11 protein-coding genes and 2 pseudogenes are annotated in these 18,557 nt (G+C 70.7%); all 13 read right to left on the bottom strand.

Annotation, left to right across the window (positions count from 1 at the left end):
* Positions 1–21 precede the first annotated feature (21 nt).
* Positions 22–388, bottom strand: a pseudogene (locus AOJ26_RS42710) (transposase); the annotation flags it as partial.
* A gap of 60 nt (positions 389–448) precedes the next feature.
* Positions 449–985: a GerMN domain-containing protein gene (locus AOJ26_RS07265; RefSeq protein WP_053847356.1), complete on the bottom strand. Its 537-nt coding sequence runs from the start codon at positions 983–985 to the stop codon at positions 449–451.
* The gene (locus tag AOJ26_RS07260) at positions 982–2,433 is read right to left on the bottom strand and encodes a sensor histidine kinase (RefSeq protein ID WP_053847355.1); all 1,452 of its coding nucleotides are present in this window, start codon (positions 2,431–2,433) and stop codon (positions 982–984) included. The genes AOJ26_RS07265 and AOJ26_RS07260 overlap by 4 nt, the downstream gene beginning before the upstream one ends.
* On the bottom strand, positions 2,430–3,128 hold the full coding sequence (locus AOJ26_RS07255) for a response regulator transcription factor (RefSeq protein WP_053847354.1): 699 nt from the start codon (positions 3,126–3,128) through the stop codon (positions 2,430–2,432). Before AOJ26_RS07255 ends, AOJ26_RS07260 begins: the two co-directional genes overlap by 4 nt.
* 77 nt (positions 3,129–3,205) lie before the next feature.
* Positions 3,206–4,321: an acyltransferase family protein gene (locus AOJ26_RS07250; RefSeq protein WP_234358485.1), complete on the bottom strand. Its 1,116-nt coding sequence runs from the start codon at positions 4,319–4,321 to the stop codon at positions 3,206–3,208.
* 154 nt (positions 4,322–4,475) lie between these two features.
* Entirely contained in the window at positions 4,476–5,444 is a 969-nt protein-coding gene (locus tag AOJ26_RS07245) for an SGNH/GDSL hydrolase family protein (protein ID WP_234358484.1), read from the bottom strand.
* Positions 5,445–6,422: 978 nt separating this feature from the next.
* Positions 6,423–6,596 carry a hypothetical protein gene (locus AOJ26_RS43360; protein WP_159044225.1) on the bottom strand — a complete coding sequence of 58 codons (174 nt, stop codon included), beginning with the start codon at positions 6,594–6,596 and terminating at the stop codon, positions 6,423–6,425.
* Between the two features lie 226 nt (positions 6,597–6,822).
* On the bottom strand, positions 6,823–7,104 hold the full coding sequence (locus tag AOJ26_RS07240) for a hypothetical protein (RefSeq protein ID WP_053847352.1): 282 nt from the start codon (positions 7,102–7,104) through the stop codon (positions 6,823–6,825).
* 102 nt (positions 7,105–7,206) lie between these two features.
* Positions 7,207–7,635, bottom strand: coding sequence for an ATP-binding protein (locus AOJ26_RS07235; protein WP_078959783.1), 429 nt, complete (start codon positions 7,633–7,635; stop codon positions 7,207–7,209).
* A gap of 1,805 nt (positions 7,636–9,440) precedes the next feature.
* A complete protein-coding gene (locus AOJ26_RS07230) occupies positions 9,441–10,229 on the bottom strand; it encodes a hypothetical protein (protein ID WP_086724247.1) in 789 nt (262 codons plus the stop codon).
* Positions 10,230–10,252: 23 nt separating this feature from the next.
* On the bottom strand, positions 10,253–10,966 hold the full coding sequence (locus tag AOJ26_RS44215; RefSeq protein WP_234358483.1) for an AAA family ATPase: 714 nt from the start codon (positions 10,964–10,966) through the stop codon (positions 10,253–10,255).
* A 307-nt stretch (positions 10,967–11,273) separates the two neighbouring features.
* A pseudogene (locus AOJ26_RS44210) lies at positions 11,274–12,863 on the bottom strand (right-handed parallel beta-helix repeat-containing protein); the annotation flags it as partial.
* Positions 12,860–18,557: hypothetical protein (locus AOJ26_RS07220; protein ID WP_053847349.1), on the bottom strand; the 5,698-nt coding region annotated here is incomplete at its 5' end. The gene AOJ26_RS07220 and the pseudogene AOJ26_RS44210, both read right to left, overlap by 4 nt.

Below are 18,557 nucleotides of genomic sequence, written 5' to 3'. Positions count from 1 at the left end.
CGGCTTGGGGACGACCACCTAGGGCAGGCCTGCCTCTCGCAGTGCGAGGTACCAGTCGTCGCTGCCGAGTAGGCACAGCCACCACCCTGCAGGCAAAGCCCGCCCGAGCCGCGAGGGCAGCAGCGAGCTGCGGTTTCGTGTGGAAAACCGGATCGGGCCGACCGCGGGCGAAGTGGTGGGCTGGCGTGTAGGGGTGTGCGTGCAGCGGGTGGTACACACGGCCGTCGGTCCACACCGTGGTCACCGTGACGATGCCGCTGTCCGTCTTGCTCAGCCGGCCCAGCCACTGCCAGCGCACATGCGCGGTCGCCGTGCCGTCCTTGCGGTCCCCTGAGTCGTCGATCACGATGGCTCCACCGTCGTGCGGAGCCGTTGCACCACGCCTGCGGCCGGACACCGCCGCGGCACGCTGGGAGCTTTCTCGGTGCCGTGGTTGTGGGAATAGGGGCTACGGGTCGGGCACGGGAACGATGTTGCCCGCCGCGTTGCAGCGGACGTTCCAGGGTGTGTCGTAGCCCTCCTCGTAGACCCGTACGTCAATGTCGGGGGATTGTTTGCCGTCGGACGCCTGGGCGTTGGCCGCGGTGCAGATGACCTGGCTGAGCCCGAGGCCGCCACCGCGGGTCATGTTCGCCACGGGCACTGGGAGGCGCAGGTCCACGGCGCCGTCGGCGCCCTGCGCGGCCAATCCCCCGTCGAGTGGGGGTACCTCGGTGGTCAGGCCGCGGGCGCGTTCGGCGGCGTCGGGGCCCTTGAGGAGCAAGTCAAGTGCCTGTTGCGGGGTCGGCGGGACATCGACACCGCGGGTGACGGCCTGAAGGCCGTAGGGGCTGACGAAGTAGAGCTGGGCATAGTGGCGCGCGGACCCCGGTTCGCGAAGGCCGGACGCCGGGGCGCCGGCTCGGACAGGGCCGGTGGAACCGATGCCGCAGGCTGCCGACAGCACGCCCACCAGGGCTACGAGACAGGTGAGTCGGCGTTTCATGGCTGGTCCTCCTGTCGGGGCGTGCGCGGAAGCGTGATGGTGAACACCGCGCCGCCGTCGGGGAGGTTCGCGGCGGTGACGGTGCCGCGGTGCAGTCGTATGTTCTCCAACGCGATGGCGAGTCCAAGGCCGCTGCCCTCGGACCGGCCCCTGGCGGCGTCCGCCTTGTAGAAGCGGTCGAAGACATGCGACAGGACCTCGTCGGGGATGCCGGGGCCGTCGTCGGCGACCTCGATCACAAGGGACTCCCGCGTGGCAGTCGCCCGGACCGTGACGGGAGCGGCGCCGTGGCGCAGTGCGTTGCCGATCAGGTTGGCGAGGACTACGTCGATGCGCCGCGCGTCGACCCGGATGCGCGGGTCGTCCTCGGGAAGCTCGGTGATCACCTCGTCCGGCTCGCGCCAGCCGCGCAGGTGAAGCGTCTTGTGGACGACGGTGCGCAGACTCACGTCGTCCAGGTGCAATACCGCCGCACCCGCGTCGAAGCGGGAGATTTCCATGAGGTCCTCGACCATGCCGGCCAGCTTGCGGGTCTCGTCGCTGATGAGGAGGACCGCGTCGGCGGTGTCCGGAGGCAGGATGCCGGAACGGGCGTCCTCGTCGAGGGCATCGGTGACAGCGGCCATGGCAGCGAGCGGCGTCCGCAGCTCGTGCGAGACGTCCGCGGCGAATCGACGGGCATTGGTCTCCATCCGCCGCAGCTCGGCGCCGTCCCGCTCCAGTGCGGCCGCCATGGTGTTGAACGTGCCGGTCAGCGCGGCGAGTTCGTCCTTGCCGACGATGTCCAGGCGCGTGTCCAGGGCGCCCGAGGTGATCTTCTCGGCGGCCGTACGCAGCTGCCGGACGGGACGCAGCACCCGGTGCGCCGCGAACAAGGCGGGCACGGCGGCGAAGGCGAGCGTCGGGACGGCGCCCGCCCAGGCCGCGGTGATCATGGCGGAGACGTCGGCCTGTTCGCCGTCCAGTGACAGAACGGCGTAGGCGACCAGCCCCGATGGTTTCTGCGCTCCATCGCGTCCACCGGTGTAGCTGATCGGCATGCCGATGAGCAGCCGGGGCCCGTCGGCGTGCTCCTCACGCTCGTAGAAGGTGGCATCACCGTTCTCTGCCGCATCGCGCAGGGCGCTGCTGACGTGGCCCGCGGTGCCGATGAGTGACCCGCCATCGCGGGCGACGGCCGTGTGCCAACCGTGCGCGCCCGAGGCACTGTCCAGCTGGCGTGTGAAGATGCGCAGATCCGCGTCGGTGGGATCGACGGGAAGGTTGGGGGCGAGCGAGTCGACCTGGAGGCGCAGTTCGCGGACGGCGCTGTTCTGGGTGCGGTCCAGAATCGCGCTGCGGGCCTGCCGGAAGGTGAGCAGGGCGGTGATCAGCGCGCTGAGCGCGGCGACCAGGACGAAGGCGACGACCAGGCGTGGACGCAGTCCGCGGGGCAGGGTGGGTTTCATACGGGCAGCGGGCCGAAGCGGTAGCCGAAGCCACGCACCGTCTGGACGTATACCGGATGGCGCGGATCCTCTTCGATCTTGGAGCGCAGCCGCATCACACAGGCGTCGACCAAGCGGGCGTCCGCGTAGTAGCTGTGCTCCCAGATGTCCTCCAGCAGCTGCTGGCGGCTGAAAGTCCGCTCCGGGGCGGCGCTGAGGAAGAGCAGCAGCTTCAACTCGGAGGGAGCGAGCGGGAGTTCTTCTCCGTGCTTGCGGACGATCAGCGCGTCACGGTCGATCTCGAGATCACCCACCGCGGTCGAGCCGGCACCTGTGCCGATGTCGGCCTGGGCAGGGGCGACGCGGCGCAGCACCGCGCGCATCCGGGCCTCGATAACCGCGGCGCTGGCGGGCTTGACGACGTAGTCGTCGGCGCCCGTCTCGAGGCCGATCACGACGTCGATGTCGTCGCCGCGCGCGGAGAGAATCACGATGGGGACCCGGCTGGTCTCGCGGATGCGGCGGCATACCTCCAGACCACTCATGCCGGGCAGCATCAGATCGAGCAGCACCAGATCCGGCTTGATGGCAACCAGGGCGTCGAGACCGTCCTCGCCGGTGGCGACCGCCTCGGTCTCGTGCCCGTTGCGGGACAGGCCCAGGACGATACCGCGGCGCACAGCCGGATCGTCCTCGATCAACAGGACACGCTTCATGTACGGGTCCTTTCCACAGTGAGCGTGTTGTGCCGACCATTGTGTGGGTGGTCGGGGCAGGGATCGGGATCCGGGGGTCACTCCAACTGGTCGATGTCGACCGTGCCCACCCCCGACACCGGCTCGGGCACCGTCACCCACAGGATGGCTCCGGCCAGGGCCACCGCCACCATCGCGATCATCCCGCGCCTGCCGCGCGCCCACCCCAGCCGGAAGCGCACCGGATCCTCGACGAACCGCTTCGTCACCGCGGCGGCCACCAGCGAAACCCCGATCGCGACCACGGTTGCGCCCCAGTCCCCGAGCACCGACAGTCGTGGCAACAGCAGCAGGTACACCGGCCAGTGCCACAGATACAGGCTGTACGACAGCTTTCCCAGGCCCTGCGGCAGGCCACTGCCCGTGATCCGTGCCGCCCAGGTGCCTGGCACCTGGGCCATCAGGACGATCAGTACGGCCGAGGCGAGAGAGTGGAGGAAGAGCCCGCCTTGGAAGAGCAGGGGCGTCGTCTCGCCCTCGGTCACAGCCCACGCCACCGCCAGCGCGCATCCCAGGAGCAGACACACGACGTCGGCCGCACGGTGCGTCACGCGACGCACGAAGTTGCGCACCGACGCGGTGGCCGCAAGCGCCCCGAGCAGCAGGGCGGCGCCACGGGTATCGGTACCCTCGTAGGCGCGGGTGGTGTCGACCGCGGCCCCCAGCGAGACGGTGAGGGCAAGGGAGACCAGGGCGCCCACGCCGGCGAGAGAGGCTACGAGCCGCTCACCGCACCGCCCCCGGGCGGCCACCGCCACCACCAGCGGCCAAGCTAGGTAGAACTGCCACTCCACGCCGATGCTCCACAGGTGGGCGAAGACGCGGGTGTCGGAGGCGTGCCAGTAGCCCACCTGCTCTGCGATGTAGTGCCAGTTGACCGCCTGGACCCCGACCCATGGCAGGTCGTCGAGCGCAAAGCGCAACTGTGCCGTGCTTCCCCACGCCCACGTGGCCACTACGGTCATGACCACCACGCAGACGAGAGCGGGAAGCAAGCGACGGGCACGGCGGCCCCAGAACACGGCCAGGGCGATCCGGCCGCGCCCCGTCGCCTCGCCGACGAGCAGCCCAGTGATCAGGTAGCCGGAGAGCACGAAGAACAGGTCTACGCCGAGGAACCCGCCGGGCAGATGCCCGGCGTGAAAGAGCAGCACGGCCGCCACAGCGAACCCGCGCAGCCCGTCGAGAGCTGCTATGTGCGCATGGCCCACCCCTCTGCGGCGTGCTGCACGGCACCGGGTAGGCACCGCGCGGCCACGCGCGGTTGTGGGCGACGGAAGGCGCGAAAGCATGAAATCAACCGTTCCGTCAGGCGGCACAGCCGAGCTTGCTGTATCGCTCGTCGCCCGTCCAGGATTCCTGGGCCCATGAGTCCACGGACGCCGGCGTGAAGTTCTCCTGCTTGCCGAGCTTGTCGGTGAACCACTTGGCGAAGGCGGCCGCTCCCTGTTGGCAGTTGTGGATCCCGTCCGCGGCGCGCTGTGCCTTGGCCGCCGAGGCGTCGGTGCCCCACACCTGCGAGGCGTCCAAGAAGGCCGCCGTGCCACCACTCTTCCCGGCGACTTCAGCGGCTGCCTTGGGAGCGGTGCGCATCTGCGCCTCGTGTTGCCGGTAGAACCCGTCAATCTTGATGGGCGGCGGTGAAACGAACACCATCTTGGCACCGGCGTCCTTGGCCGTGTCGACGACCTTCTCGTAGGCGGCCCGCTGCTGGTCCTGGCTTCCCCAGTCGTACGTGGTGACCTGGTAGGCGATCACGGTAGGACCGAACGACTTGATGTCCTTGCCCAATTGCTTCCACGTGTCGTCAGAGATCATCTGCGTGATCTTCTCGCCGCTGTCCACGATCGTGCCCCCGCCATCCGAAGAGGAGTCATTGAACTCCGCCCCACTGGCTTTGAGAGCGGCGCCCAGGGCGGGGGCCTCGGCGCCCGCGATGGAGTCGCCCAGCCAAAGCACCTTCGTATCGGCGCTCGCCGTTGCGTTACCGTTCCCCTCGTCCCTGGTGCTGGTGCCCTTCTCGCCGCAGCTGGCCAAGGTCAGGCCGAGCACGGCGAGTGCGGTGACCGCGCTCGGGCCGTAGCGGGCCGGACGGCGGAGAGAACGGGGAGGGGACTTGTGGCTGTTGTTCATGCTCCCAGCACAGCAGCCCTCGAGCGCCCGATCGCCCGCCGTCATCGTTCGCTCATAGTCCGGACAAAGAGCGCTCATGAAGGCCGCCACCCAAAATGCGGTGCGCAGTTCGTCGACGACGACCGCGGTCTGGCCGACGACCACACGGTTTCGCCAACGTGTCGGTAAGCGGCGACGCCCACGCCGAACCTGCCTGCCAGCCTCCTTCAGCGTGGCGAGGAGCCGCCGTTCGGCCTGCCATCTGGCGCTGTTTCACGGAGTGCTTGGTGTCGCGGAGTTGGGGACAACACCAACCGCGTACGGCCCCGGGTGGTGACCCACGCGGCTGGGTATTACGCCGGTCAGAAGCCTGCTAGATGGTTCCGCATACTCAAACACCGTCCGCTTTCCGAACGTGATCGTTTGGTTCGGGCTGGGTGGGCATGAACTCCGGCTGACGATGGGAGAGATGCCGACGGTTCGTTCGCTCGCGTCGCTCGTGGAGGTGGCTGGTGCCGTCGGTGCTCCGCGCTGAAGGCCCGGGAGAAGAAGGCGCGGCAAGAGGTCGCACGGTTGCAGGAGGAGGCCGAGCGGGTGCAGGCCGCGCTCGGCGAGGCGGAACGCGCGCTTCAACGTCTGGTGGATGCCGTGCCACGGTGGCCGAGCTACTGGCCGAGCCGCCTGCGGCGGTGGCGGAACCGCTGCGGAGTGCGGTGGCAGGCTCGGTGGTGCCGCACCGGACCGAAGCATGTCGGCGTCAGTCCTGGCGCCGGACTACCAGCGGATCGTGTCGGTGCTGGAGTCGGAAGAGGGCCGGGAGGGCATGCGCTGCCAGCAGACGGCTGCGGCCCTGGGACTTCCGGCGGTGCGGGCGAAGGTCGAGGGGGCTGAGGTCGAAGGCGAAACGCCTGGTGGAACGAGGATAGGCCGTGCAGGTGCGGCCCGGGGTGTTCACCGGGTTCTCGGCGCCGTCCGGCTGAACGCAGCAGGGCGACGCCCGGCGAGGCGGCTGCTGGATGCCGACGCACGCGTTGAAGGCGATGCGGCAGATGCGGCAGGACGGCTCCATCGTGGTCCTGTCGTCGGGCAAGGTGACCACCAAGAGCCAGGTGAGCCTGCCTGCCGCCGCCTGATGTCCGGTTGTCAGGCCGGGGTGCGGTCCCGGGCCTTGGGGTACTCCCGCACCCGCAGCTCGGCGGGGAAGCGGTCGATGTCCTTGTGATGGGTCTTGTTCCAGCACGAGCCGAGTTGCTTGACGAACGGCGCCGTCCCCACCCGCCTGCACTGCTCGACGATCTCACCTTCCTCGGCCAGCACCGCGGCTCTCCTCCGCATGTCCACGCGGATCAACCCAATGAACCGGTCCCGCCACCCGACACAACCTTGTCGTGAACCCGCCAGCAGCGGCCAAGTTATCCCGCTCAAGGCCTGCTGAGCCATTCCGCAGTCGCCCAGAGCGAGGCCGACCCCGTCCCTTGTCGGTCCATGAGCTGACCGATGCGCGGCCCTTCACTGCTGCGTGTGGCAAAGGTGGTGAGCGCTGCTACGCGACCAGCGAGTTGTAGAGCTCGGTCACTTGGGACTGGAAGGCAGGCGCGCCGAGTTCCTGAGCCACGGGGATCACCCGTTCCCGAAGAAAACGGTCGTGATCTTCTGCGGATTCCCAGACATCTACGACCTGCCAGCCGCCTCCCTCGAGGGGCGCCGCATAGTGGGCGATCAACCCCCTTGGCAGGTTGTTGGGGTCAGGCATGGCCCGGTCGATGGTCGCCTGGTAGAGCTCCTGGGTCCAGTCAGGGCCGTGGTGATACGCGAGGACGGGCATGCACCAGCCCTCCCTTCATTGTGGTCGGTTTTTCCCACAACGCTAGGCACCAGGACTGAGGACCGCGACTGGTGATACTCCACCGGAACGCACGGCACGGGGCTACAGGGCGATGCTGACGGTGATGCGTTTGCCGACCGGTTCGCGGTGCGCCTCGAAACTGTGGGCGACGGCCATGACGATCTCCAGGCCATGCTGGCCGACCCGGCCGGGCTCCGCGGCCCTGGCCACTGGCAGGGACGGGTCGCTGTCCCACACGGTCACTTCCACCGTGGCACCGGCAACACGAAGTTCCAGCATGGCAGGCCCGGGGGCGTATTTGCGGGCGTTGGTCACCAGCTCGCTGACCACCAGCTGCGTCACGTCCATGGCCCGCGCGGAGACCTGCAGACCGTGGTCGGCCCGCACGCGGCTCAGAAAGTCGGCCACGAGGTCACGCGCCTGAGCGATGCAGGAGAAGTCCCCCTCAAGGGCTGCAGCCGTCTCCAGAACAGCTATGCCTCCCGTCGCATCCCCCTCACCGCCGGGCATCGCCTCACCTGATGCCATAGCCGAGCGGCGGGCAGGCAGAACGCCAGGCGGCCGACGCCTGGCCCTGACCGCCGACGACGCCCCGCGCTTCCGCCGGCGCAGGACGGCCGATCCGTGCGGCACGGCTCGACGCAAGGCGCTGTACGCTGCCGGCCAGGCACTCATCAGTGCTGTGAGCAGGGCAGCACCAGAAACGATCAACAATGGGACGTGGACCCAGGCCGGTGGATGCCAGATAGCGGCCGTAGTGACCAGTACAAAGAACAGCAACCACACCGCTGCCGCGGGCAGGCGCCGGTGCGGTCGTTGCTGTCTCATACGGTGCCCCCCGGGCCGCGATGATAGATGTCAGAGATTGCCATCCTCATCATCATCGAGCCGATAGGCGGCTTTTGCGGACTCCGTGTGAGCGGCTGGTGCAGCAACTGCTTATGTCGCCTCGGCACCCGGCCTGTGCCCGGCGCCCCATGCCTGCCGCCCAGACACGCTCGAGTTCTGCGCAACAGACCTTGTCCCGAACAGCCCCGCGAAGCTACATGGCTGCCGGGCCGCACAACCGCCTGAAGAGGGACGAGGAGGCGGCTGTGCGGCCCCCTTCCCGGAATTTTGGCCGAATCCACGTTCCCGGTCGGTGGTCGAGTACACAGGTCGCCGTTGCGGGTTGCGACCCTTTGCCCCTTTTCCGTACCAGGTCCGCCGCAGCGGGTTGCGCCACCGCCTCCTGGTCGTCGCCGGCCGCCCACGCAGCAAGCGACGTCAACCAGCCGCTCATCACCCGAACGGTCTACACATTCTCGCCTCGAACGCGCAGCCTTCCCCCATTCAGCCCAGGCTTGGCTTACTGCCGACGTGTCTTTCCCGGGACCACCACTGCATCGGGAGGCGTCATGGTCGTGATAGCTCTGCTCCTGCCGGTGATGGTCCTGCTCATGCTGTTCGGCCTGGACGCCCTCGAGAGCTTCTTGTTTCCTCCGTCACCAGTTCCACCTCCGCCGGAAACTCACCTGAGTCCCATGACGCCCCGCCCCCGACAGCAGAGTCGGCCGGAGCCGTCCTCGGGGACACTGAGAGCAAGTCAGTCCGGCCGACTCGCAGCACGACACACCAGACAGGTCCAGCGCGATGATGCTTCCTTCTCCGGCCGCCCGGTGAGGAATCAGCTTCCGGGGGAGGCCCTCGTCTGGGATGCGGGCTGCTGTGGAGCCTCCAGATCATGGTTGAGCCGATGCCGCAGCAGTAGGAGGGCAGTGGTGTCGGCGACAGGGGCCAAGCGGGGGAGCAGCACCCCGATGCGGGCGTCATGGCTGGGCCGGGCAGCGGAGGGCTTGGATCACCTCACAGGTTGCGGCTGGAACTGGGTGACTGTCCATGAGCGGGCTTCCAGACCTCCGCGCGCAGGATCCCACGGTCATCACCCGCCTGACGCTCCGTGGCGCTGAGCCGGTGGGTGACCCGGGCGTCGGCCAGGAGGACGGCCTTATCGACGCTGCCGCACGAGGACCGTGTCCACCGGTCGGTGCACCGCGCACGTGGTCATCCCCCACGATCCCGTCTGGTACGTCATAGGTCCGCCCGCACCTCGTACGGCAGGTCCGGGCTGGGCACATCGGGTTGAGGGAGTCAGGGAAGATGCCCGGCCACTCCCCCGACCAGCCGCTGTGGACGTACCGCCCGTCTGGCTCACGGCTGGAGCACCAGACAGCCGGCCTCAGGGCGGCAACCGCGACCCGGCCGCCGGCCGGGCGGGGGCACAGGAAGTCATGCGCCGTTGGTCACCGCGCCGAGGGTTCGCCACGCGTCTCGGATCACGTGCTCCACAGCACGGTGCCGCCCTGCACGATGACCACCTTGCCGTCCTTGCGCAGGACGAGTTGCGCGCCCGGGTGCCCGAAGGTGTTCGTGGCCCATACGGGCTGATTGTCGCCGTTGTAGACACAGAGGTTGCCGTCCGTCTGGAAGCGGGCCGTGTAGCCCTCGCCGAAGCTCATGGCGGCCCAGGTCGGCTTGCCGTTCTCGTTGTAGACGACCAGGTTGCCGTCCGCCTGCATGGTCATCCGGATGCGGTTGGTCTTCCAGGACTCTCCGGTGGAGAGCACGTTCGTGGCCGAGACGACGGTCTGCGTCCACTGCGGTGCGCTGGGCTTCCTCGTTGCCTTCTTGGTCGGGGTGACCGGCTTCGGCTCCTTGGTTGTGGGGGCGGCCTGAGCGGTCTTCGTGATGACCACGGGTGCGGGTTCCTCGCGCTCGGTCTCCTTCTTGGAGGGGCTCGGCTCGGCGGTCTTCTTCGATGCCTTGGGGCTCGGCGACGGGGAGGGTTTCACGGGCGCGGGCGCCGCCACCACGGTCTGGCCCGTTTCCTGCTTGTCGTCCTCGTCCCGGTCGGCCAGGAGCGGCGGGACGGTCATGACCGCGGTCACTGCGGCGGCGCTCACGGCGGCCGTCCACGCGGTGGCGGCCCAGACGCGGGGGCCGGGGGTCAGCCCCCGGGGCGCGCGGGCCGGACGGCGCCGGAAGGTGTCCGCGAAACTCCTGCCCGGCTCGGGCTCGGAGGGGGACCGTGCGGACTTGGACAGGTGCGGGCTGGGCTCAGACATGGGATCGGGCTCCGGAAGGTGGGTCACGGCAAATCCTGTTCGTCCAGCTGCATCAGCTGGGCCGGGTCGGGCGCGATGAGCTCGGACATCCGCAAGGCCTGCCGTTCGGTCATGTGCTGGAAGAGCTGGCGGGCGGTGCGGCCGTTGCCGAACTGGGCGTTGCGGGGGATGCGTTCGACGTACTCGGCCAGCGCCTTGCGGGCCGCGGTGGTCAGTTCGTAGCGGTGCCGCTGGGCGTGGTGCTCGACGATGCTGACGAGTTCGGGCGTGCTGTAGTCGGCGAAGGTCAGACTGCGGGTGAAACGGGAGGACAGACCCGGGTTCGAGCCGACGAAGCGGTTCATGTCGTCGGGGTATCCGGCGGCGATGACGACGACTTCGTCGCGGTGGTCCTCCATGAGCTTGACGAGGGTGGCGATGGCCTCGGTACCGAAGTCGTTGGCGGCTCCGGCGGGGACGAGTGCGTAGGCCTCGTCGATGAAGAGCACACCGCCGCGGGCGCGCAGGAAGGCCTCGGTGGTCTTGGGGCCGGTGTGACCGACGTACTCGCCGACGAGGGCGCTGCGGTCCACCTCGACCAGGTGCCCCCGGGAGAGCAGGCCGAGGGCCTTGAGGAGGCGGCCGTAGAGGCGGGCGACGGTCGTCTTTCCGGTGCCGGGGTTGCCGGCGAATACCAGGTGGCGGCTGAGCGGCGGGGCGGGCAGGCCGGCCTGTTCGCGCAGCCGTACGGTCTGCATGAGCTTGACCATGCCGCCGACGTCCCGCTTGACGCCGTCGAGCCCGACCAGCTCGCCCAGTTCGGCGAGAAGGTCTTCCAGCGTCTCCGGCTCCGGCTCCGGTTCGCCCTGCTCGTACAGCTCCGCGCCGACCGGGGTGGGCGCGGAGTTCGGACGGCCGGGTCGGGGCGGCGGGTCCGACGGGGGCGACGGGCCGTGGCGGTGGTGTGCCCGGACGGTCCGTCAGCGTCGGGAGTACGGCCGTGCGGACGCGGATCGCCGCGCAGTCCTCGAAGACCGGTTCCGCGCCCTCGGCGAGGCCCACGTCCTGGCCGCAGTCGAAGACACGGCAGCCCCGGAAGCGCACCTGGGCGCCGGTGCCGATGTGCAGGGCGGGGAAGGCGGAGCCGGTCAGGTCGCAGTGGTCGAAGGTGCCGTGGGCCGAGTCGCCGACCAGGATGCCGTTCTTGCCGCTCCGGTCGATGCGTACGCCGTCCACCTGCGCCGCGGCGCCCCGGCCCAGTACCAGGCTGCTGCCGGCGACTTGCGCGATTGCGCCGCCGGTCATCGTGAGCCGACCGCCCGCGTCGACGGCGACCCCGGCGGCGCCCGCCGCGGCGATCCGGGTGCCCTGGAGGACGGCGGCGGAGCCGGTGCCGATCTCGACACCGCTGCGGTGCTGGCCTAGGGCCGTGCAGTCGCGCAGTTCGCTGGGCCGGTCGGCCGTGGACCGCAGGCGCACGCCGGTCTCACCGCCGGTGACGCGCACTGCGTCCAGAACGACCCTCGCCTCGTCCTCGACGTGCACTCCGCAGGTCCGGAAGCCCTCCAGGGTGCTGTGCGCCATCTCGACCTGGGCGCCGTCGACCGTGGCGAGCGCGTGGTCGCCGCCGCCCCGCACCCGGCTGCCGTTGATCACGGCGACCGCGTGCTCGCCGAAGTGCAGTGCGGTGCCGCCCGCGTGGTCGACCACCGTCTCCTCCAGCAGCACAGTCGTACCGCCCACCGCCAGTACCCCGTGCCCGCCGGGTGTCGCGATCCGGCAGCCGCGGGCCGTGAGCCGGGCCGTGTCGGCGGCCTCCAGCCCGTTGCCGCCGGGCTCGGTGACCCGGCAGTCGGTGAGCTCCGCCCGGGCGGAGTGGGAGACCCGAACCCCGGACCGTACGGCCGCGTCGATCCGGCAGCCGGTCAGCACGGCCGCGGCGTCGTCCTGCACGAGCACGCCGTTGCGGCCGGCGCCGGTCAGGACGCAGTCCCCCGCCAGCAGACGGGCCTCGCCCCGCACCCGCAGCGCGGACCCGGAGACGCCTCGCACCCGCAGCCGCTCGGCGAGCAGCACGGCGGTGCCGGAGAGCACCACGCCGATGCCGTCGACCTCCTCGATCAGTGTGTCCTCGGCTCGCGCGCGGGCGTCGCCCGTCAGGTGCAGGGCGGTGTTGCGGGCGCCGCTCAGTGCGGTGCGGCGCAGCAGCAGGACGCCGCCGCCGTCGACCGGGTCGGCCAGCTCGGCCGCGAGGTCGGCGGCGGGGCCGAGTGCCGCGTTGGCCGCGGTGGAGGAGCCGGCGGGCGAGCCGAGCACCTCGATGCGGCCGCCGCCGAGCTCGCACTCCTGAAGGGTCAGCGCGGCCGCGTCCTCGACCCGCACGAGGGGTTCCGCGGGGTCGGTGCCCCGCAGCACCAGGCCGGTGAGCACGCAGTCCGGGGCGGTGACGGTGACGGCGGGTCCCGCGGGCGGGCACACGACGACGGAGCCGACGCCGCCCTCGGGTTCCAGGACGACCCGTCGGGTGAGCCGGAGTGTCTCCGGGTACTCGCCGGGCTCGACACCGACGACCGCGCCCGCGGGGGCGGCGGCCAGTGCGGCCGCGATGGTCCGGTGGGCTCCCCTGCCCCTGGCGGCCACCCGTATCACCGTCATGCGGTGGTGCCTCCGTTCGAGCCGTCGGCCGGGTGGGTGTAGTAGCCGGGGCCGATCGACACGGTGAGCTCCTTCATGAGGAACAGCTGGTAGAAGGTCTTGTCGATCAGCTTGCCGGTGGCGCCGATCGCGATGGTGTCCAGGAAGCCGCCGCGGTGGAACCAGCGCCCGCCCAGGTTGTTGGTGAGCAGCGTCCGGCCGAGACCGGTGCTGATGCCGCCGATCGCACCGCCCGCCATGCCGATCGCACCCGCCAACAGGGCGTCCGTGCCCGAGAGTTTGACGGTGTTGCCGTCCTTGTCCTTCACGCCGAAGACCGCCGCCGTGGCCGCCCCGCCGACGAAACCGGCCACCATGCCACTGGCGAGGCCCACACCGAAGTCGTAGCTGCCCGTCCGCCAGCGGAGCACCTTCTCGTTGCCGGCCCACTCGTCGCCCCAGTTCTTGTCGTTGGGGCGGCGGTTGTACGGATTGCCCTCGTCGACCTGGCCGAGCCCGGTCCGCCACGGGCCACCGCGCCAGGCGGCGAGGTGCCCGGCGGAGAAGGTGCCCTTGACGCCCGCGCTGACGGTCGCGCCGAATGCGGCCTTGGCCACGTCCGTCACACCGAACGGCGTGCCGGTGGCGGCCGCGACGATGCCGTAGACCGCCAGGTTCATGGTGAAGTCGAGGATCCACTCCTGGACGAACTCGACGAGGAGCTGCCGCCCGGCCCGGTAGGCGAACGGGGTGACGGTGGACGCGCCGTCGATGCTCGCGCCCCACTGCCAGATGTTGGCTTCCTTCCAGGTCCGGCTGAAGCCGCGGAACTCGGCCAGGGCTCCGGTGAAGTTGGTTTCCCGGCCGACGAGGGAGACCCGGCCGAAGGTGTCGGTGTGCCAGACGAGTCCCGCGACGGTCCGCTGGTCGATCATGGTGACCCCGTCGGTGCCGTAGCGGCGCCACTGCTTGTGCCAGTCCTCGCTCTCCAGGTAGGTGCCGTCCCGGAGTTCGACCTTGCGGCCGATCTCGACGCCGTTCTCGTACTCCTTCCACACGTGCGGATCGATCGTGCCGAGGCCCGCCGGGTCCGCGGTGTACTCGCGCACCCGGTGGGGGGCGTCGGTGAACCAGGAGGTGCCCGCGGGCTTGGCCGGGATCTCCTGGACGACCTGGTTCGTACTGGGGACCTGGTCCTGCCAGCGGGCGCCGGGGCGCCAGTCGGGGAGCTGGGTGCCGTCGGCGTCGAACCACCGGCGGACGCGGTCGCCCGGGCCGGTGCCGAAGGTTTTGACCGTGCCGTCGGCGCCGGCCTTGTTCCAGTGCCAGGTCCGGCCGCCGGCCGGGTCGGGAACGGACCAGGAGTCGATCGTGGTGCCCTTGGCGAGGAGCCGGTGGTCGCGGACGAGTTGTCCGTTGCGGTCGAAGTCCTGGAAGGTCTCCCGGTCCCAGCCCCAGGGTGTGACGTCGCCGCGGTTGTGGTTGAGCTTGCGGACGCCGCTGTTGCCCAGGCTGTCCGTCCAGCGCACATCGCCGTCGAGCATGCCGGTCGAGGTGACCTGGATGTGGTTTCCGGTGCCGGCGGGGTCGGGCCAGGTGTCCTGGCGGGCGACGACGAGGCCGTGGTGGTCGTAGCGGGTCCAGTCGCCGTTGTTCAGGTGGGCCGGAGGTGCCTGGCCGGGGGCCGGGCGGTACTCGACGACCGTGCCGTCGTCGAGGCCGGACCGGACGACGTTCCACTGGCGCCCCGGGATGTTCGGCGTGTACCAGTCGCCGCCGGCGGGGCCGACGGCGACCCGGTCCTGCCAGATCACCCGGCGGCCGTCGATCGTCGGCGAGGTGAAGTCCGCGCTGTTGTAGGTCCGGTGGCCTTGCGGTTTGCCGGCGCCCTGTGACCAGGGCAGGTAACCGTCATGGCGCATCACGCCGGAGGGCAGCTTCACGTCGCCGACGGAGAGGGTGTCGCCGTTCAGCAGCTTGCGGCTCTCGCGGACGACGACGCCGGTGCGCAGGACGTCGGTCGTGGTGTCGGCGCTGACGAACCGCATCCCGTGGACGGGGGCGCCGCCGCCCGCCGGGGTCTGCGTGAAGTGGTGCACCTGGAGGTTGTTGTCCCGCTTCAGCCAGGGCACCTGGTCGAGGTTCATGGCCCGGTACTCGCCGCTCGTCAGCCACTGCCAGGAGACCGGGGGCCGCTGTTCGGCGAAGCGCCGGGTCTCCAGGAAGTCACCGTTCTTCAGCGTCACGCCGGCGCCGTTCTCCTTGCCGTGCGCGGACCAGGACGTGTACTCCGCCTTCGGCACGCCGTCCGCGCCGATCTTCGTCTGGTGGAAGCGGCGCACGTCGTGCGGGGACCAGGTGAAGCGGCCCCACTTCTCGTGGACGACGACGCCCTCGCCGGTCCTGGGATGGAGCATGGTGTCGGTGAAGCCCCGGCCGGGACCCCAGTCGCGGGTGCCGGCGGCGATCGGCCGGTGGTCGCCGTCGTAGCGGGTCCAGGTCGTCTTCGCGAAGGACTGGGTGAGCGGCTTGTTGTCCAGTTGAGCCAGGACGTGTCCGCCGTCGGGGGTGGCCTGGAAGTGCCGGACTCGGGTGTCGATCCCCATGGTCGTCGTCACGTCGAACCAGCTGCGGCCGCTCTCGCCCCAGTGCCGGGTGCCGTGGCGGACGACGGCGCCGTTCGCGTCGTACTCGGTCCAGCCGCCGCGCTGGTTGAACCGGCCGAAGTCACCCACCCCGGCCGACGAGTGGTAGGCGTCGAGGACGTGGCCGTCCGGCAGCGCCCTGCGCTCGAAGACGGTGCCACCGGAGTGGCTGACGAGGTGGACCCGGCCCTGGCCCAGGCCCTTGGTGTCCAGCGTGCCGCCGTCGTACCAGCCCCGGGCGCCGGTGACCGGCCGCGGGGTGCCGGCCGCGTCCAGGCGCACGCGCTCCCAGGTCGGCTTGGTGACGCCGTCGGTGGGGTGGGTGACCTTGAGGTACTCGTTCGGCTTGAGAGCGCCCTTGGTGACGACGTCGATCCGCTGCTCGGTGATCCTGCCGAGGTTGTCGTACAGCTTGTACTCGCCCGCCCGGACGCCCGGGAAGCCGTCGACGCGGTAGCCGCCGCCCGGCCGGGGGGTGACGGTGTGTCCGCCGGGCGGGACCGGGCGCAGCTCACCGTCGAGGAGCGTGTGGGTGTCGGTGCGGATGAAGCGGGTGCCGACCGAGTCGGTGAGCTGAAGAGTGTCGAACTGGTGGGCGCCCTGGCCGTCGTGGACGCGGAACACGCCGGTCCCGGCCGTGTCCACGGCCGCGAGGTCGACCCGGCCGCCCGCGTCGACGAGGAGGATCTCGCCGTCCTGGGTGATCCGGAAGCCCGCTCCGCCTGGCCGGGCGGCGACCCGTACGTCGTCCAGCCGGGCCAGGTTGGCGTCGAGCAGGTTGACGGCGCCGGCCGGGTGGAACTCCAGGAAGCGGCCGATGGGGGCGCCGCCGCCGTCGACCACGCTCCGGGTGACGGTGAACGTGCCGCCGGGTCCCGCGGTGACGGAGGCGTGCGGTACGGGGGCGCCGTTCATGTCCTTCAGCACCGGGACCGGGTTGGCGCCGGTCGCCGGAGTGTGGACGAGGCCGCTCCCCTGGGCCGGGGTGAGGGTGGCGATGTCGTCGGTGTGCACGCCCTGGGCGTCGACGGCGATGTGGGTGTCGCCGTGCTGGATCCGGAAGCCGCCGCCCTGCTGCGGGGCGACGACGGCACCGTCCAGGCGGGGCGGGGTGCCGCCGAGGCCGATCCGGATCTCGCTGCCGGCGAGGGGGCCGCCCTGGAGGGTGAGCAGGTCGTGGGTGTGGGTGCCGTCGAGGCCGTACACCGTGGTCCGGTGGTTCGGGGCCGGTACATGGAAGTCGTTGCCGACCTGCGCGATCGCTCCCTGGTCGACACCCGCCAGATCGGTGCGTGCCAAAGCGCCGCCCGGCGTGACCGGTACGAGGGCCACGTGGCCGGTGCCCTGGAGCGGGACCACGGTGTGGGTCCGGATTCCGGAGCCGTCGACGACGTGGCCGGGGGTGCCGCCCAGGTCGACGTGGAGGCGGCTGCCGGCGAGTGGACCGCCCTGGACGGTGAGCAGGTCGTGGGTGTGGTTGCCGTTGGCCGCGTCGAAGACGGTGGTGCGGTTGCCGGGGGCGGGGACGTGGAACTCTCCCCCGACCGATGTGATCGCACCTTGGTTCACTCCGGCCGCGTCCACCCGCACCGGGAGCCCGTGACCGGCCGGAATGTGCACGAAGTCGTTCGTGCCCCGGAGAGTGAGCACGTCATGCGTCCGGACGCCGTCGAGGCCGACCACGAGGTGCCGGTTGCCGTCCTCGATGCGGAACGCGGTCGGCGGCTGCGGGGTGGGCGGTACCGCCGGGTGCTGGGGGGTGACGGTGGCGCCGGCGATCCGGTGTCCGGCGGCGTCGACCAGGTGTTGGCCGCGGAGGTAGCCACCGCCCTCGATCCTGATCGCCTCGTGGGAGAAGGCGCCGTCAGCGGTGTGGACGGCAACGACTCCGGCCGGAGTCTGCGGTGTGCGGACGTGGAACACGCCCTGCACCGGGGTGACCGCGGCGCCGGGATGCGGGACGGCGAGCGCGTCGGTGAGCTGCGGGCGGCCGCCACCGGTGAGCACGTACAGGTTGTTGCCGGCGGCGCCGCCGGTCAGTTGGGTGCCGGTGCGACCCGGGAGGCCGGTCGCCGGGTCGTACAGCTGGAAGCCGCCGGGGGTCGGGAGGTTGAGCTCGCCGCCCGAGTAAAGCGCCTGGCCGGGTGGAAGCGGGGGCCCGGACACCTGCCGTACGGCGTTGGCGTTGATCAGGTCGACGGCGATCCGTGTGCCCTGGTGGGGGCCGCCCGCGAGGGTGATGAGGCGTTCGTCGCGGACCGGGGTGAGGTTGCCCCTGGCGCCCGGGGCGAGGTCGATTTGGCGGATCTCGACGGCGCTCACGGTGTGGTCGACGCGGACGAGGTCGGTGTTGTCCGGGCCCGCTCCGGGCAGGTGCTGCACGGTGATCGGCGGCGCGCCCGCCGCATGGACGGGGGTGGCGTCGGTGATCCGACCGGGGGCGGCGCCGAACTGGACCTGGAGCTGGGCGTTGGTGACACCGGGGACGTTCACGGTGGTGGGGGCGTTGAGCGGACCCTGGACCGGCTGGTTGACTGGCGGCGAGGCGACCAGGCCGGCCTGACCTTGGGCGGGGGGCGGCATCGCCCCGAGGACGTGGGAGTTGGCCAGGGTGCCCGGCGGGAAGTGCTGCATGCCGCCGGCCGGCGCCCAGTTGTCCGCCGCGCTCAGGTGGTACGTCCACTGGTCGGTACCGCCGTTGTTCGGCAGGGCGCGCTGGACGACGAGGACGTCCTGGCTGTTCTGGACGGCGTGCCAGGCGGTGACGCCCTGCACACCGCCCGTGTCGACGTGGACGTTCGTGCCGTGGGGGCCCGTGCCCGGGGTGACACGGACGCTGACGCCCGGCAGCGAGGAGTCGATGTTCGTGAACGTGTGCAGGAAGTTGAACTGCTGACCGGTCATCATCCGGATCTCGATGGTCCGGGAGGCCAGCACCGACAGGTCCACCCGGCCGAGCTTCGGCAGGTCCACGGCGTAGGAGCCGGGCGTCGGCGCGCTGAGGCCGCCGGTGTTGGCGGGGGTCGGTGCCGGGGTCGGTGCGACATGGGTGACGCCGGCGGTGGGGGTG

This window comes from Streptomyces sp. NRRL B-24085 (assembly GCF_001282115.1).
Lineage (GTDB): Bacteria > Actinomycetota > Actinomycetes > Streptomycetales > Streptomycetaceae > Streptomyces.
This window is presented reverse-complemented; position numbering and strand designations above follow the sequence as displayed.